This window comes from Polaromonas sp. P5_D5 (assembly GCF_054049435.1).
Genome location: NZ_JBFUMJ010000001.1, coordinates 1 through 17,079 on the forward strand (window position 1 = coordinate 1; position 17,079 = coordinate 17,079).

The following is a 17,079-nucleotide window of genomic DNA, read 5'->3' on the forward strand; positions in this document are numbered from 1 at the left end:
CTTGAGTGCCTTCTACTACGGCCCGAACAACAACGTGTTTGAGGGCGGTACAGGCGACGACACCATCAGCGGTACGTGCTTTACAGACACCTACAAGTTCAACCTGGGCGATGGGCAGGACACCATCACCGAGAACCAGTCCAACTTCAGGCCGACTGACACGCTGGTGTTTGGCGCGGACATTCTGGTTGCAGACATCAGCTTCGTTCGCGTGGGCAACGACATGGTGTTCAGCCACGCCAATGGCACCGACAAGATCACCGTCAAGGGTTGGTATGCCGATTCGGGTTACCAGATCGAGCGGGTCGAGTTTGCTGACGGTACTGTGTGGCTGGAGCCGGCCCTGACCTCGGCCGGGCTGGAAGTTACCGGTACGGCCGGTAACGATGTGATGACCGGCACGGTCATGAACGACATCATTCACGGTGGCGCCGGCAACGACGACATCCGCGGGGGCGCAGGCGTGAACATCCTGGACGGGGGCGACGGCGACGACGTGCTGTAYGGCGAGCAAAGCTCMACCTCCAACACCCTGATTGGCGGCGCAGGCAATGACACCTTGAGTGCCTTCTACTACGGCCCGAACAACAACGTGTTTGAGGGYGGYACAGGCGACGACACCATCAGCGGTACGTGCTTTACAGACACCTACAAGTTCAACCTGGGCGAYGGGCAGGACACCATCACCGAGAACCAGTCCAACTTCAGGCCGACTGACACGCTGGTGTTTGGCGCAGATATTCTGGTTGCAGACATCAGCTTTGTTCGCGTGGGCAACGACATGGTCTTTGCCCACGCCAATGGCACCGACAAGATCACCGTCAAGGGTTGGTTTGCCGATTCGGGTTACCAGATCGAGCGGGTCGAGTTTGCTGACGGCACTGTGTGGCTGGAGCCGGCCCTGACCTCGGCCGGGCTGGAAGTTACCGGTACGGCCGGTAACGATGTGATGACCGGAACGGTCATGAACGACATTCTTCATGGCGGCGCTGGCAACGACGACATCCGCGGAGGCGCAGGTGTGAACATCCTCGACGGCGGTGACGGCGATGACGTGCTTTATGGCGAGCAGAGTTCCACGTCCAATACCTTGATTGGCGGCGCCGGTAATGACACGCTGAGCGCTTTTTACTACGGCCCGAACAACAACGTGTTTGAAGGCGGAACAGGCGACGACACCATCGTCGGTACGTGCTTCACAGACACCTACAAGTTCAACCTGGGCGACGGGCAGGACACCATCACCGAGAACCAGTCCAACTTCAGGCCGACCGACACGCTGGTGTTCGGCGCTGGCATTCTGGTTAGTGATATCAGCTTGGGTAGGTCAGGCAATGACATGATCTTCCGCCATGCCAACGGCACCGACAAGATTACGGTGACAGGCTGGTTTGCCGATACCGGCTACCAGATCGAGCAGGTCACGTTCGCCGATGGCACGGTCTGGGATTCTGCCTATATGGCCAGTATGTCCGGCCTGACCCTGACGGGAACCGGCACTTTGCAGGGGTCACAGTACGACGACGTACTGACCGGCACGGGTGCCTTGGGACACCTGATCGGCGGTGCCGGCAACGACTTGCTGACCGTGCCGCACTACAGCGGCGCGATTGCTGCCAATACCTATGAAGGCGGCACAGGCGACGATACGCTCATTGGCAGCTATGCAGGCGACACCTACGTCTTCAACCTGGGTGATGGCCACGACACCATCACTGATGATGTGCGCTTTTACCCCAATGCGGCTGCGCCAGATTATTTCGCTGCGCATCCGGACGACGAAGGCTACCGGGATACGCTGGTGTTCGGTGCAGGCATTGCCCAGCAAGACGTAACCGTCTCGCGCACCGGCAATGACGCTGTCTTCACGCTCAATAACGGCGCTGACAGCATCACCATCAAGGACTGGTTTGACGGCACCATCTTCAGCAGGCTGGAGAGAATTTCTTTTGCCGACGGCACGATATGGACGGGTGCGGCTGTGACGGCGGCAGCGTTGACCGTGACTGGCACAGCCGCAGACGACACGCTGGGCGGCACAAGCGCAGCAGATGTGTTCGACGGCCAGGCCGGAGACGATGCCTTGTACGGCGGCGAAGGTAACGACGTCTACCTGTACAGCCGGGGTGATGGTTCCGACACCATCATCGATTACGACGAGACGGCGGGCAACCTGGACACCCTGCGTTTCGACGGCACCGTGCTGGCTGGCGACGTGACCACCAGTCGCGACCAGCAGAACTTGTACCTCAGCATTCAGGGCACCACGGACCGAATCACTTTAGCGAACTGGTTTCTCGAGGATGCACGCAAGGTCGAACGCGTCCAATTCGCTGACGGCACGGTGTGGGATCAGCAGGCCCTTGCCGCTACATCTGCGTATGTGGGCACCGAAGGCCTGGACGTCATTACCGGAGGGGCCGGCAGCAACACCTTCAACAGCGCAGGCGGAGACGACTACATCTTCGACACCGCCGGCGGCAACGACGTGTACCTGTACAAGCGCGGAGACGGTTCAGATCACCTCTACGACCTGGACGCCACGGCCGGCAACATCGACACCGTGCGTTTCGACGCCAGTGTGCTGGCTGGAGACGTCACCGTCACCCGCGACCAGGACAACCTGTACCTGAACATCTCCGGCGGCACTGACCGCATCCAGCTCAGGAACTGGTTCAACGGCGACCAGTTCAAGATCGAGCAGGTCCAGTTCGCCGACGGCACCGTGTGGGACTCGCAAACCCTGGCCGCCTCGGCCACCGTCATTGCACTCAATGTCGTCGGTACAGCCGGCGACGACTACCTGTCGGGTGACCTCGGCAACGACACCCTGCAAGGACTGCAGGGAGACGATGTGCTTTACGGCCGCGAAGGCAACGATGTTTACCTGTACAGCCGGGGTGACGGATCCGACACCACCGTTGAATACGACGAGACGGCAGGCAACACGGACACGTTCCGCTTTGACAGCACGGTGCTGGCCAGCGACGTGACCACCAGCCGCGACCAGCAGCACCTCTATCTCAATATCGCAGGAACAAACGACCGCATCACGCTGGGCAACTGGTTCCTCGACAGCGCGTACAGGATCGAGCGCGTTGAGTTCGCCGATGGCACGGTCTGGGATCAGGCCGCCCTGGCCACCACGTCTACCTACGTGGGCACTGCCGGTGACGACTTCCTGCTGGGCTCCAATGGCAACGATGTTTTGCGCGGTGACGGCGGTAATGACACCCTTTACGGCGGGGTCGGGCTCGATGTGCTGGAAGGCGGCGCGGGCAATGACTATTTCAACGGAGGCGCTGGAGCCGACACCCTGAGCGGAGGCACTGGTGACGACAAATTCTTCCTGGCTCGCGGCTATGGAAGTGACACCATTGAGGAAGACGACGCCACGGCCGGCAACGTGGACATTGCCCAGTTTGATGCCGGTATCGCCGCGGACCAGCTCTGGTTCCGTGAGGTCAACAACGACCTTGAGGTCAGCATCATCGGCACCGACGACAAATTCATGGTCAGCAACTGGTACTTGGACAGCCAGTACCATGTCGAGCAGTTCAAGACCAGCGGCGGGCTGACGTTGCTCAACACCCAGGTGCAAAACCTCGTGCAAGCCATGGCATCGTTCAGCCCGCCGGCAGCAGGTGAGACCACCTTGCCTGCCAGCTACCAGAACAGTCTGGCGCCGGTGATTGCTGCCAACTGGCAGTAATAGCGTTGAAGCATATTGCTCGCTGAAATCGCCCGACGGCTTCCGCCAGGTTGCCGTCGGCCGTGATTCCCGGCGGGCCCGGGCGCTATTATTTTTGTAGCTGCTTGCGCTTATCCCTGTTGGCTTGTAGCCATTTTTTTCGTGAAAAAAACAAGCTTTCGGGGCGCTATTTCCGGCCTCAACCTGCGCCCACAGGTCCCAAACCGCCTTTTTTCGCCGTTTTGACAGCTTTTCTGAGCATCGAAACCGCCTTCAGCCCAATAGGGACAAGCGCAAACAGCTATTAAATTCATAGCGCCTTACTTGCACTCGCGGCCGGCTAATCCGCCAGGCCAGGCCATCAAACCAGCTCTTCACCCCGCATCCGCTCCCCCAGAAAGTCCAGAAAGCTCCGGACCGCCGGAATCTGTCCGCGCCGCGAAGTGAACACCGCATGCGCCACACCGGGACGAAGCGCCCAGCCGGGCAGCACAGGCACCAGCAACTGCGCCTGCTGCTCTACCGCGCTCAGGGACTCGGGCAAAAAACTCATGCCGGTGCCCGCCAGCACGGCCAGCTTCAGGGTTTGCAGGTCGTCGGCCACATAACGCGGCTGGTGCTGCAGCACAAACTCTTTTCCGTCGGGGCCCAACAGCGTCCACGACGCCCGGCCGTCCACCCAGGACATGGCGACGGTGTCGAGCTTGTGCAGGTCTTCCGGTTTTTCCGGCGTGCCCTGGCGCCTCAGCAAATCCGGGCTGGCCAGCAGGCGCCCGGAGCCGGCACCCAGGTTTTTCACGATCAGGCTGCCGCTGTCTTCCAGCGTGGGCCGCACGCGCAGGGCAATGTCGATGCCCTCTTCCACCAGGTCAATCACCCGGTTGGTCACGCGCATGTCGACTTTCACGTGGGGGTGAAGCGCCATGTAGCGCGGCACCAGATAGCCCACCGTGCTTTGCGCCAGCGTCACCGGGCAGGTGATGCGCAGCGTGCCGCGCGGCTCGACCTGCATTTGCGCCACGGCTTCCGATGCGGCCAGCGCCTCGTCGCGCATGGCGATGCAGTGGCGCAGGTAAATCTCGCCAACCTCGGTCAGTGAAAGCTTGCGGGTGGTGCGCTGCAGCAGCCGCGCGCCCAGCCGCGCCTCCAGCTCGGCCACGCGGCGCGACAGGCGCGACTTGGGCAAACCCAGCGCCCGGCCGGCGGCGGCAAAGCCGCCCCGCTCCACCACTTCGGCGAAGTACAGCATGTCATTGAGGTCTTGCATGGGAAAAGTCCTTTCGTCGCCTTTACTCGCCTTGCGCCAGGTGCGATGGCGCCAGATCGAAGGCATTTCGTGATTTTGCGGTGTTTATTGTCTCATCAGTAGAACGATAAGTCGCATTATTGCCAACTTATCAAACACTCGACTCATCCGCACAATCTATCCCATGGCTGCGGTTCAAGGTGAACACGGCCTGAAAACCGGTTTATCCCACCCGATCAATCACTTCAATTCAAGGAATTCACCATGACCAAGCTTCTTCACATCGACTCCAGCATCCTTGGCGGCAACTCGGTTTCCCGCCAGCTCACAGCCCAGATCGTGGCCTCATGGCGCGCCGCCAACCCCGGCACCGAAGTCAGCTACCTCGACCTGGCAGCCGACACACCTTCCCACCTCTCCGCCGAATCACTCGGTTTCCGCATGCCTGCCGGCACCGCCCTGAGCGACGTGCAAAAGCGCGAAAACGCCGTGTCTGAAGCCCTGGTGACGCAATTCCTGGCCGCCGACGTGATCGTTGTGGGCGCACCGCTCTACAACTTCGCAATTCCCAGCCAGCTCAAGGCCTGGATCGACCGCATTGCGCAAGTCGGCCGCACCTTCAAGTACACCGACAAAGGCCCCGTGGGCCTGGCCGGCGGCAAGACGGTGATCGTGGCGTCCGCCCGCGGCGGCGTCTATTCAACCAGCGACGCGATGACAGCCCTGGAACACCAGGAGAGCTACCTGAAAGTGGTGTTCGGCTTCTTCGGCATCACCGACGTGCGTTTTGTGCGCGCTGAAGGCCTTGCCATGGGCGAAGCCGCCAAGGCTGCCGCACTGGAAGCTGCGCAGATTGAAATCGTGACCCACACGCAAAAGCCTGCCAACCAGGAAAAAGCCGCGCTGGCGGCCTGAGCCACAGGCGTCCGGCACCCATGCCGGAACGCCGTACGGAAAAAAGCCCGCAACTGCGGGCTTTTTCGTTTTCGCCAACATCATCGGCCTGATGCACACGGCCCGACACGTTGCGCCGTGCAGCGTCATGGAGGAGCGTGTTCAACCCTCACCGCCACGGGGCCGGGGCGCCGCATGGCGTCCAGCCCTGAATCAAGCCGCCCGAGCCGAACCAGGCCGTCTGAAAAAGCGAAGTCCTTGTGATAAATCGCCAGATTGCCCCACGGAGCGTAATAACCGATATCGCCGGTGGAGGGCTTGTGCCCCACCGGCGCACCCTTCGTTGACAGCGCACGCGGCAAATCAGCGACTTTTTCCGTGGCCGCGTAGTCTTTCAGGACCAGGTTCAGCGGAAGCAGTGCCGCAAAATCTCTGGCGCTGTCATTGCTGTCAAGTGTTGCCGTCGCAATGACGATGCCATCCACGCTCATCTGAATTTTCATCACGGGTGCCTTCCTGCGGGGCGTCGGGTCAGATGGTTGTTGGGAAACTGCCCGAGTGTCGCCGCCCGCAGCAGCGAGACTACTCGCGCAAAGCAGTGGAAGCATCAGCGAGGCGCAAAACCTCCGTCTGCGCGCGGCGAAGTGAAAGGCGGTCTCGCGTTCGACGTAGACGCCGCTCACCACATTGATGATCGCCCGAACCGCCATCAGGCGCCGGTCTGCACCAGGTGCTTGCCGAAGAACGCAGTCAGCTTGCCCCACGGAATCATCGTCACCCGGTCATACAGATCCACGTGGCCGGCGCCCGGAACAATAAACAACTCCTTCGGTTCAGCGGCCCGCTTGTAGGCGTCTTCGCTGAACTCTTTCGAGTGCGCCTGGTCGCCCGTGATGAACAACATGGGGCGAGGCGAGATCGTCTCGATGTCATTGAACGGGTAAAAGTTCATGAACTTGACGTTGCTGGCCAGGGTCGGGTGCGTGGTGGTTCGCGGCGATCCGCCCGTGGGCGTGTATTCGCCTCGCGGTGTGCGGTAGAAGTCGTAAAACTCGCGCTGGATGGGGTGCGTGTCCGCCGTCAGTTGATGCACGGTGCCACTGGTGTACTGGATCGCACCGCCTTTGAATTCCACATCGCGCTGCTCGGCGGCGGCGGCAATGATCTGCTTGCGCTGCTCGAGCGTCTGCGAATGATTGAGGGCGTCGCGGTTGGCCGCGCCCATGTCGTACATGCTCACTGTGGCGATGGCTTTCATGCGCGGGTCAATCTTCGCCGCACTGATGACAAAACTGCCACTGCCGCAAATCCCGATGGCGCCGATCTGCTGCCTGTCGACAAACGCCTGGCTACCGAGGTAATCCACTGCAGCGCTGAAGTTCTCGGCGTACAGGTCCGGCGCAACGGCATTGCGCGGCTGGCCGTCGCTGCCGCCCCAGAAAGCGAGATCCAGGGACATGGCCACAAAGCCCTGCTCCGCCATCTTGGTGGCGTACAGGTTCGCGCTTTGCTCCTTCACCGCACCCATGGGGTGGCCCACAACGATGGCCGGGTTGCGTTTTTTCCGGTCAAGCGTTTTGGGAATGAAAAGATTCGCCGCGACGTTCATCCGGTACTGATTCCTGAAAGTCACCTTCTGCATGGTCACCTTGTCGCTCTTGTAAAAGTTATCGGCACCACCGGGCCTGCCTGGTATGGCCGGCGTATCCGCCGCAAAGGCAGCGCCTCCAACGGTCGAAAGCATGCCGGCCGCAGCCACGCCTGTTCCAGTCATTCTCAAAAACTCACGGCGACCAGAGGCGTCGCTGGACAGTTCGACCGCTGCGCGGCCGTCGTTCTCTGATGGTGTTTTCATGGTCGATGTTCCTCTTTGGTTGGGTCAGAAGGCACTACGCGTGACGGTTGCCCTTGTTCGACGTGGTCCGTGTTCCGTTCGCAGTTCCTGAAGTTTGCCAAGTACCTTTAACATTGACTAGGTAATGAATTCTTAATGAATTTGTTAGTATGGCTAATCAGTAGCCCACGAAACAGAGACCCGCAATGCCTCGACGCAATCTCAACGACCTCTTGGCCTTCGTCACCGTGGCGCGCCAAGGCAGCTTCACCCGGGCCGCCGCCACGCTGGGTGTGACCCCGTCAGCGCTGAGCCAGGCCATCCGGGGGCTGGAAGAAGGCTTGAAGATCCGGCTGCTCACACGCACCACACGCAGCGTCGCGACGACATCTGCAGGCGAGCGGCTGATGAAGGCGATCGGCCACCGCTTTGACGAAATCGAGTCTGAACTCGACGCATTGACCGACCTGCGCGACAAACCTGCAGGCACCGTGCGCATCACGTGTGGCGACCACGTGCTGCAAAGCACCCTGCTGCCCAAGCTCGCGCCACTGCTTCGCGAGTATCCGGACATCAAGCTGGAGTTCGACGTGAACTATGGTTTTCGCGACATCGTGGCCGACCGTTTTGATGCCGGCGTACGCTTGGGAAACACAATCGACAAAGACATGATCGCCTTGCCCATCGGCCCGCCGCTGCGCATGGCAGTAGCGGCTTCACCCGGTTATTTTGCGGTCCATTCCATCCCCAAAACACCGCACGACCTCACCGCACACCAGTGCATCAACCAGCGCATGCCTACTTCCGGCGGGTTGTACGTCTGGGACTTTGAGCGCCGCGGTCGGCAGGTCAATGTCCGGGTGGATGGCCCGCTGATCTTTAACACGACAACGCCGCAGGTCGACGCGGCACTGGCGGGGTTGGGCATCGCATTGCTGCCGGAAGACGAACTGACGGCGCACATTGAAGCCGGGCGGCTGGTGCGCGTTCTGCAGGACTGGTGCCCAAAATTTTCCGGCTACCACCTGTACTATCCCAGCAGACGCCAGCCTTCACCGGCCTTCTCGCTGGTGGTGAAAGCGTTGCGAGTGAGTGGATCCGATAGATAAGATGGTTGGCGCCCTCGTGTGGCGAAGCCGAACAGACTTAAAAGTAATTAACAAACGACGAATAGGTAGTTCGCTTTGCACGGCGGCACTCCTACATTTATAGGCTGACCGGCGCCCCAGGACGCAGATGAGAAAGATGAAGATGACAGCGACTTTGACTCCGAACGACCGTGCCGATGCATCGGCAGCAACGCATACCCAATCCTCCATCGAGATCCGGCCTTTTGACGCCCCGCTGGGCGCCGAGGTGCTGGGCATGGATTTGTCCACACCGCTCACCACAGCTGACTTCTGCCGCATCCACCGCGCACACCTGGACCACCACGTGCTGGTCTTTCGCGACCAGCGCATCACGCCGCAGCAACATGTTGATTTCAGCCGCCGCTTTGGGCCGCTGCAAATTCATGTGTTGAAAAACTTCCAGTTGCAAAACCACCCTGAAATCCTGATCGTCTCCAACATCAAGGAAAACGGCGAACCCATCGGCCTGGGCGACGCCGGCCATTTCTGGCACTCTGACCTGTCATACAAGGACAAACCCAGCCTGGGCTCATTGCTGCATGCCCAGGAGTTGCCCTCCGAAGGCGGCGACACCCTCTTCGCCAACCAGCACACCGCCTGGGACACCCTGCCCGACGCGCTGAAGACAGCTGTGCAGGGCCTGCGCGCCGAACACACCTACCTCGCCAAATACGAAGAGCTGCGCAGCCGCAACCCGTGGCGACCCAAGCTCACGCAAGAGCAGGTGGAAGAGGTCAAGCCGGTGGTCCACCCGGTGGTACGCACCCACCCTGAAAACGGCCGCAAGGCGCTTTTTGTCAGCGAGCATTTCACCACCCGCATCCTGGGCATACCAGAGGACGAAAGCAAAGCGCTGCTCAGCGAACTGTTCGAACACACCTCACGCCCCGAACTCATCTACCGCCACCAATGGCAGCCGCACGACATGGTGTTCTGGGACAACCGCTCAGTCACCCACCTGGCAGCAGGCACCCCCGACCACCTGCGCCGCAAGCTCTACCGCACCACCATCGAAGGCGACGCGCCGTTTTAAGCGAGAGCTTGCGTCCGGTATTCGGGTTTGGGTTTTAGGTATTCCTCCCCCACCCCTTCTGTATGCGCCGAGGAGCGCAGGGCCAGGCGGATCAGGGATCGCGATTGTCTGAGCCGAAGGCGAGTTCGAGCGAGACCCCGCCTGGACCGAGCACCGCAGGTTGCCCGCAGCGAAGCGGAGGGACGCAGACAGCAGGGTCGCCTTTTCTTTGGTGACTTTCTTTTGGCGACGCAAAAGAAAGTTACTTGCCGCCGGGCAACCCCGGCCAGCTACCCTCAGCAAAGAGCGCAACCGCTAACCAAGAGCGGAAACAGGCAACGAAGCTCAGGAATGCTTCTTTACCCAAGCAACATAAGCATCCACCCACCCCTGCAAAAACTTGCGGCTGCCTTCACTGATGCTGCCATCAGCGTCGTACAAACCTTCCTTGTTGTGGACAAAAGCCTCAGGCTGCCCCAGCGTAGGCACATTCAGGTAGGCCAGGATATTGCGCAGGTGCTGCTGGGCAAGCGCGGTGCCAATGGCGCCAACCGATGCTCCAATCACGCCGGCAGGCTTGCCGTCCCATGCACTCTGGCCATAAGGCCGTGAGGCATGGTCAATGGCATTTTTCAGCACACCGGGAATCGAGCGGTTGTATTCAGGCGTGACAAACAGCAGGCCCTGCGCCGCCTTGATCTCGCCCTTGAGCCGCTTCACCTCTGCCGACGGATTCCCGTCGTCGTCCTGGTTGTAGGGCGGCAGGTCGTCAATGCGCACATGCGTGAAGCTGAAGTCCGCGGGAAACAGCTTTTCAAGCGCGCCTGCGAGTTTTTTGTTGAACGAGTCCTTGCGGATGCTGCCGACGACGACGGCGATGTTGTATTGGGCCATGGGGTTCTCCAGGAAGGTGAGGATGAAAGGGTTTGATCAGCGAATGCACGAATTCGCAAAAGGCATTCCCGGTTTTAAATCAATTCACCGCCGCGCGCTGTAGGACTTCAGGACAGAAATACCCCAAGGTTCCGCAGCGCTGCCCGCTTCCCGTCAACACGCCAGGCCGCCTCTGCGCAAAACCAGACAGCACCCCAACAGCCGACTGCCCGGGATGCAGCAACAAAGCAACCCGGACGCCCTGAAAACCCCGAAATCACCCCTGAATCAGCCCGAAATCACTGGCATGGATGCTGCGATGTTGAGCCTGTCAACCACTCACTCCTCACGCCATGAATATCACTCGCTTCCTCGGTCTCACAGCTTTGTCGTTTGGCCTCCTGTCCACTCAAGGCCATGCCGCACCCCCACCTGAACGAACCGAAATCCGCTACCAGGGCTGGGCCGGCCAGGTCACCTGGATCGAGTTGGCCGAAGACCTGGGCTACCTTGCGCCGCTCAAAGCCAAATGGGTGGGCAACACCATCAGCGGCCCGCAAGACATCCAGAGCGTGGTCACCGGCGATGTCGACCTGGGTGGCGCCTTCAACGGCGCGGTCGTGAAGTTGCTGGCCAAGAAAGCGCCGATCAAGGCGGTGCTGGGCTACTACGGGGTGGACGAGAACACCTGGAGCGGCTACTACGTCAAGGAAGACAGTCCGATCAAATCCGCACGCGACCTGATCGGCAAAAAAGTTGCGGTGAACACGCTGGGCGCACACCATGAGTTCATGGTCCGCGAATACCTGGAACGCGCCAGGCTCAGCGAAGCGGAAGCCAAGCAGGTGACGCTGGTGGTGACGCCGCCAGTGACCGGTGAACAGGCGCTGCGCCAGGGTCATGTCGAAGTCACCACCTTGGGCGGTGTGCTGCGCGACAAGGCGCGGGAGCGCGGCGGCATACGCCCGCTGTTCACAGACCGGGACCTGTACGGCAATTTCACGGCGGGCTCCATCGTTCTGCATAACAAGTTCATCGAGCAGAACCCCAACACCAGCCGCCACCTGGTGTCGGCCCTGGCGCGTTCGATCGAATGGGCGCGCAACACACCGCCTGCCGAGGTCCGGGCACGTTTCGTCAAAATCATTGACGGCCGCAAGCGCGCCGAAAGCGCCGACACCATCCAGTACTGGAAGAGCACCGGCGTGGCGGGCACGGGTGGCGTGATCAAGGACAAGGAGCTGCAGATCTGGATCGACTGGCTGGTCAAGGACGGCTTGCTCAAACCCGGCCAGGTCAAACCCACAGACCTGTACACCAACGCGTTCAACCCTTATTCCAATGCTTCCAACAGCGGCGACAAGCTGGCGGTGGCCAAATGAGCGCCGCAAAAATTCGCTTTGAAAACGTCAGCAAGGAGTTCACCGTTCGCGCGGACGACGGCGGCGCGGCCAAACGATTTGTTGCCGTGCACGACGTGACGCTGGACGTGCGTCCGGGCGAATTCCTGGTGCTGGTCGGGCCCAGCGGCTGCGGCAAGTCCACCCTGCTCGATTTGCTGGCCGGTCTGGCGCTGCCCACCAGCGGCCGCGTGCTGATTGATGGGCAACCCATCACCGGCCCGGCGCGCGACCGCGGCGTGGTGTTCCAGCAATACGCCCTCTTCCCCTGGCTCAGCGCACTGGACAACGTGGCCTTTGGCCTGGAAGTCGCGGGTGTCGGCAAACGCGCCCGGCGCGAGAAGGCCGCGCACTACCTGGAGCTGGTGGGCCTGACCGACTTTGCCAACCGCTTTCCGCATGAGCTTTCGGGCGGCATGAAGCAGCGCGTGGCCATTGCGCGCAGCCTGGCTTACGAACCGCAGGTGCTGCTGATGGACGAACCTTTTGCCGCGCTCGACGCGCAGACACGCGAAACGCTGCAGGAAGAGCTGGTCGAAATCTGGCAACGTACCGGCAAGACGATTGTGTTCATCACGCACGGCATCGACGAAGCCGTGGTGCTGGGCCAGCGCGTGGCGATCATGACCACCCGGCCGGGCCGCATCAAACAGATCGTGGACATCCCCGAATCCTTGCGCAGCGGCACCGACGACGTGCGCTCGCTGCCGCTGTTCGGCGAGCTGCGCCACGAAATCTGGTCGCAGCTGCATGACGAGGTGGCTTCCGCCCGCCGCGAGCGCCGCGCCCGTATTTCCTCACAACCCATCCTCAAGGAAATCGCCCATGTCTGATATTGCCCTGAACGCGGGCGCCGCACCGCTTACCCTTCACACGCCGCCGCTCTGGAAACGCCTGCAGGCACAAGTTGCCAACGCCACCTGGCGCTCCGGCCTGATCGTGGCGCTGGCCCTGCTGTGGGAATTGGCGCCGCGCCTGGGCCTCACCGACCCGACCTTCCTGCCGCCGCTCAGCGAGGTGCTTGCCGCCGGCTGGGCATTGGCACTGAACGGCCAGCTGTGGGAGCACACCTCCATCAGCCTGGCCCGTTCGCTCGGCGGCTTGCTGCTGGCCATCGTGTTCGCGATTCCGCTGGGGCTGGCCATCGGCTGGTACCGGCGCCTGGGCAACACGCTCAATCCGCTGATTGAGCTGTTGCGCAATACCGCGCCGCTGGCATTGCTGCCGGTCTTCCTGCTGCTGCTGGGCATTGGCGAGGTGTCCAAGGTCTCCATCGTGGTGTATTCGTGCGCCTGGCCCCTCTTGCTCAACACCATCTCGGCCGTGCGGCAGGTGGATCCGCTGCTCGTGAAGTCGGCCCGCACCATGGGCGTGACACCGCGCCAGCTGTTCCTGAAGGTCATCCTGCCGGCTTCCGTGCCCACCATGTTCGTGGGCATCCGCCTGGCTGCGGCTTCGGCCATGCTGGTGCTGATTGCCGCCGAGATGGTGGGTGCCAAGGCCGGGCTGGGCTACCTGATCATCTACGCCCAGTTCAGTTTCCTGATTGCCGACATGTACTTCGGGATCATCGCCATCACCGCCATCGGGGTCACGCTGAACTTCGCGCTGCAGGCGCTGGAGCGTCACTTCACGGCGTGGAAGCCTGCTTCCACCCACAGCTGACTCCTTTACCCACAGAAAGACATCCCTCATGACTCAACGCAAACTTCGCCTGGGCGCATTCATCATGGCCACGGGCCACCACATCGCGGCCTGGCGGCATCCCGGCTCCCAGGTCGATTCGGGCGTCAATATCGACCACTACATTGAGGTGGCCAAAACCGCCGAGCGCGGCCTGTTCGACCAGGTGTTTGTGGCCGACAGCCCGGGCGTCGCATTCCACGGTACCGACGAAGCCTTTAGCCGGCAGGGCCGCGTGTCCTACTTCGAACCGGTCACGCTGTGGGCGGCCTTGTCGGCCGTGACGAAACACATCGGCTTCGTGGCGACGGCTTCCACCACTTATGAAGACCCCTTCCTGCTGGCGCGCAAGTTCGCCTCGCTGGACCACATCAGCAAGGGCCGCGCGGCCTGGAACGTGGTGACCACGGGCGCCGACAACGTCTACGGCAATTTCGGGCTCGACAAACACCCCGACCCCGAGGTGCGTTATGAGCAGGCCCATGAGTTCATCGACGTGGTGAAGGGCCTGTGGGACAGCTTCGAAGACGACGCCTTCATCCGCAACCCCGAAACAGGCAGCTACTTTGACCCGGCAAAGCTGCACGAGATCAACCACCACGGCAAATACTTCAAGGTGCAGGGTCCGCTGAACCTCGAGCGGCCGCCGCAAGGCTACCCCGTCATCGTGCAGGCCGGTTCTTCCGAACCTGGGCGCGAACTCGCGGCGGCCACCGCCGAAGCCATCTTCACGGCCTGGACCAGCCTGGCGGAAGCGCAGGCCTTCTACCGCGACGTGAAAGGCCGCCTGGCCAAGTACGGCCGTCGGCCTGAGCAGTTGCTGATCCTGCCTGGCATCTCGCCCGTGATCGGCCGCACGCAGGCCGAAGCTGAAGCCAAGTGGGCCGAGCTGCAAAAGCTCATCCACCCTTCAGTGGGGTTGAACACCATTGCTCAATTCTGGCCCGGCGAAGACCTCACGAAGTGGGACCTGGACGCCCCGCCGCCCTACATTCCCGAACCGCCCAAGGGCCAGAACAGCCGCGCTCACGTGGTGCTGGAGCTGGCGCGGCGCGACAAGCTCACCGTGCGCCAGCTGTATGAATACCTGGCGGGTGCACGCGGCCACTGGGTGGTAGTGGGCACACCAGAGACCATCGCGGACAAGATCCAGGAGTGGTTTGAAAACGGCGCCGCCGACGGCTTCAACGTGATGCCGCCGGTGCTGCCCGAGTCGCTCAACGATTTTGTGGACCTGGTGATCCCAGAGCTGCAGCGCCGCGGTATTTTCCGCACCGAATACGAAGGCAGCACGCTGCGCGAAAACCTCGGCCTGGACCGGCCCGTCAACCAGTTCGCCGTCAAGGCCCAGAAGGTGGCGTGATGGGAAGCCGCGACTTCAACTTCACCGCCCTCGCGAACGCGGCCGGCGCCCGGCAACACGATGCCGACGTGCTGGTCATAGGCGGCGGCCCCGCCGGAACCTGGGCCGCCATCAGCGCCGCGGCACAGGGCGCCAAGGTGGTGCTGGCCGACAAGGGCTACTGCGGCACCTCGGGCGCCACGGCGCCTTCGGGCACAGGCGTCTGGTACGTGGAACCGCAAGGCACGCAGCGCGAAGACGCCAAAGCCAGCCGCTACAACAAGGGCGGGCAACTGGCCGAACACGCGTGGATGGACCGCGTGCTTGAGCAGACCTACGCCAACATGCAGCAGCTGGCCGAATGGGGCTACCCCTTCCCGATTGGCGAAGACGGCGAGCAGCGCCGCACCTCGCTGCAAGGCCCCGAGTACATGCGCCTGATGCGCAAGCGTGCCAAGGAGGCAGGCGTGCGCATCCTCGACCACAGCCCGGCGCTGGAGCTGCTGGTCGACGACGAAGGCACGGTCTGCGGCGCCACCGGCCAGCAGCGCCAGACGCTCGAGCCCTGGGTGGTGCGCGCCGGCGCTGTGGTGATTGCCACCGGCGGCTGCGCCTTCCTGAGCCGCGCACTGGGCTGCAATGTGCTGACCGGCGACGGCCATCTGATGGCCGCCGAGGTGGGCGCCGATTTTTCAGGCATGGAGTTTTCCAACGCCTACGGACTGGGCGCGGCCTTTGCCTCCGTCACCAAGTCGCTGTTCTACCAATGGGCCACCTTCTACTACGAAGACGGCAGCGTGATTGAAGGCGCCGGCTCGGCTTTTGGCCGCAGCCTGATTGCCAAAACATTGCAGACCCAGCGTGTGTTCGGCCGTTTGGATAAAGCCGACGACCAGGTGAAAGCCTGGATGCGCACCGCCCAGCCCAACTTCTTTTTGCCCTTCGACCGCGCAGGCATAGACCCTTTCACCCAGCGCTTCCCCGTGACCTTGCGGCTGGAGGGCACGGTGCGCGGAACCGGCGGCCTGCGCATTACGGGCCGCGACTGCGCAACCTCTGTGCCCGGCCTGTATGCCGCCGGTGATGCTGCCACGCGTGAGCTGATCTGCGGCGCCTTTACCGGCGGCGGCAGCCACAACGCGGCCTGGGCCTTGTCGTCCGGGTTCTGGGCCGGCGCGGGTGCAGCGGGTTTCGCGCGCTCAAACCCGCATAGCGCCGCACGCGCGGTGCTGCGCGCCGGCGGCGTGGGCCTGCAGGGCACGGGCAGCGAACACACCGACAGCGAAGTCCTGATCCGGGCCGTGCAGGCCGAAGTGTTTCCTTATGAGCGCAACTGGTTCCGCAGCGGCGGCGTGCTGGAAGATTCTCTGTCGCGGCTCGACGCGTTGTGGCTGCGCCTGCGCCAGGCCGCACCGGCCGACAGGCAGCAGGCGGTTCGCACACGCGAAGCCGCAGCGCTGCTGGCCCATTCGCGCTGGATGTACCGCAGCGCCCTCGCCCGCAACGAAACGCGGGGCATGCACCGGCGCCAGGAACATGCCGCGCCTGACCCCACGCAGCGGCACCGCCTCATCAGCAACGGGCTCGACGAAATCCGGGTCAGCCAGGAAGCGGTCGCATGATCGAGCTTATCAGCGCCTCGCAATGCACCGGCTGCAACATCTGCGTGACGGCCTGCCCCACCAACGTCTTCGACGCCGTGCCAGGCGGCCCGCCGGTCATCGCGCGCCAGGCAGACTGCCAGACCTGCTTCATGTGCGAGCTGTACTGCCCGGAAGACGCGCTGTTCGTCGCGCCCAGCGCCGATGAATCCGTGCAGGTGAACGAAGAAATTTTGCGCCATGGCGCGCTGCTCGGCAGCTACCGCAAAGCCGTGGGCTGGGGCGGTGGCCGCAAGTCGACCGCTTCGGACGACCACAGCTACCACCTGCTGCAGAGAGCCTGAGCCTCAACCCATCGCCACCATATGCTATT

General features: G+C 62.2%; 14 protein-coding genes. 10 read left to right on the forward strand and 4 right to left on the reverse strand.

The window, feature by feature from the left end; translation table 11 throughout:
- Window positions 1-3,712: calcium-binding protein (locus ACXJKE_RS00005; protein ID WP_457278532.1), on the forward strand; the 3,712-nt coding region annotated here is incomplete at its 5' end.
- A 340-nt stretch (window positions 3,713-4,052) separates the two neighbouring features.
- Here the strand turns inward: ACXJKE_RS00005 and ACXJKE_RS00010 are convergent.
- Window positions 4,053-4,958: a LysR substrate-binding domain-containing protein gene (locus ACXJKE_RS00010; protein WP_457278533.1), complete on the reverse strand. Its 906-nt coding sequence runs from the start codon at window positions 4,956-4,958 to the stop codon at window positions 4,053-4,055.
- A 243-nt stretch (window positions 4,959-5,201) separates the two neighbouring features.
- Here ACXJKE_RS00010 and ACXJKE_RS00015 point away from each other — a divergent pair, with 243 nt between their 5' ends.
- A complete protein-coding gene (locus tag ACXJKE_RS00015) occupies window positions 5,202-5,852 on the forward strand; it encodes an FMN-dependent NADH-azoreductase (RefSeq protein ID WP_457278534.1) in 651 nt (216 codons plus the stop codon).
- A 125-nt stretch (window positions 5,853-5,977) separates the two neighbouring features.
- On the opposite strand, the gene ACXJKE_RS00020 is transcribed toward ACXJKE_RS00015, so the two are convergent.
- Window positions 5,978-6,334, reverse strand: coding sequence for a cyclophilin-like fold protein (locus tag ACXJKE_RS00020; protein ID WP_457278535.1), 357 nt, complete (start codon window positions 6,332-6,334; stop codon window positions 5,978-5,980).
- Between the two features lie 206 nt (window positions 6,335-6,540).
- Complete coding sequence (locus ACXJKE_RS00025; protein ID WP_457278536.1) at window positions 6,541-7,686, reverse strand: alpha/beta hydrolase; 1,146 nt, start codon at window positions 7,684-7,686, stop codon at window positions 6,541-6,543.
- Between the two features lie 185 nt (window positions 7,687-7,871).
- Between ACXJKE_RS00025 and ACXJKE_RS00030 the strand changes: the two genes are divergently transcribed.
- Window positions 7,872-8,774 (forward strand): LysR family transcriptional regulator, encoded by a 903-nt coding sequence (locus ACXJKE_RS00030; protein WP_457278537.1) that lies wholly within the window; start codon window positions 7,872-7,874, stop codon window positions 8,772-8,774.
- 142 nt (window positions 8,775-8,916) lie between these two features.
- Window positions 8,917-9,828, forward strand: a complete 912-nt coding sequence (locus ACXJKE_RS00035; protein WP_457278538.1) for a TauD/TfdA dioxygenase family protein — start codon at window positions 8,917-8,919, stop codon at window positions 9,826-9,828.
- Window positions 9,829-10,152: 324 nt separating this feature from the next.
- On the opposite strand, the gene ACXJKE_RS00040 is transcribed toward ACXJKE_RS00035, so the two are convergent.
- Window positions 10,153-10,701: an NADPH-dependent FMN reductase gene (locus tag ACXJKE_RS00040; RefSeq protein ID WP_457278539.1), complete on the reverse strand. Its 549-nt coding sequence runs from the start codon at window positions 10,699-10,701 to the stop codon at window positions 10,153-10,155.
- 332 nt (window positions 10,702-11,033) lie between these two features.
- On the opposite strand from ACXJKE_RS00040, the gene ACXJKE_RS00045 reads away from it, so the two are divergent.
- From ACXJKE_RS00045 to ACXJKE_RS00070, 6 genes are read left to right on the forward strand one after another with little or no spacing between them, the layout of a single operon-like run.
- Window positions 11,034-12,062 carry an ABC transporter substrate-binding protein gene (locus ACXJKE_RS00045; RefSeq protein ID WP_457278540.1) on the forward strand — a complete coding sequence of 343 codons (1,029 nt, stop codon included), beginning with the start codon at window positions 11,034-11,036 and terminating at the stop codon, window positions 12,060-12,062.
- On the forward strand, window positions 12,059-12,913 hold the full coding sequence (locus tag ACXJKE_RS00050) for an ABC transporter ATP-binding protein (protein WP_457278541.1): 855 nt from the start codon (window positions 12,059-12,061) through the stop codon (window positions 12,911-12,913). The genes ACXJKE_RS00045 and ACXJKE_RS00050 overlap by 4 nt, the downstream gene beginning before the upstream one ends.
- Window positions 12,906-13,745: an ABC transporter permease gene (locus tag ACXJKE_RS00055; RefSeq protein ID WP_457278542.1), complete on the forward strand. Its 840-nt coding sequence runs from the start codon at window positions 12,906-12,908 to the stop codon at window positions 13,743-13,745. Before ACXJKE_RS00050 ends, ACXJKE_RS00055 begins: the two co-directional genes overlap by 8 nt.
- Before the next feature lie 28 nt (window positions 13,746-13,773).
- Window positions 13,774-15,126, forward strand: coding sequence for an LLM class flavin-dependent oxidoreductase (locus ACXJKE_RS00060; RefSeq protein ID WP_457278543.1), 1,353 nt, complete (start codon window positions 13,774-13,776; stop codon window positions 15,124-15,126).
- On the forward strand, window positions 15,126-16,727 hold the full coding sequence (locus tag ACXJKE_RS00065; protein WP_457278544.1) for an FAD-binding protein: 1,602 nt from the start codon (window positions 15,126-15,128) through the stop codon (window positions 16,725-16,727). The genes ACXJKE_RS00060 and ACXJKE_RS00065 overlap by 1 nt, the downstream gene beginning before the upstream one ends.
- On the forward strand, window positions 16,724-17,050 hold the full coding sequence (locus ACXJKE_RS00070) for a 4Fe-4S dicluster domain-containing protein (RefSeq protein ID WP_457278545.1): 327 nt from the start codon (window positions 16,724-16,726) through the stop codon (window positions 17,048-17,050). Before ACXJKE_RS00065 ends, ACXJKE_RS00070 begins: the two co-directional genes overlap by 4 nt.
- The last annotated feature ends 29 nt before the right edge of the window (window positions 17,051-17,079 follow it).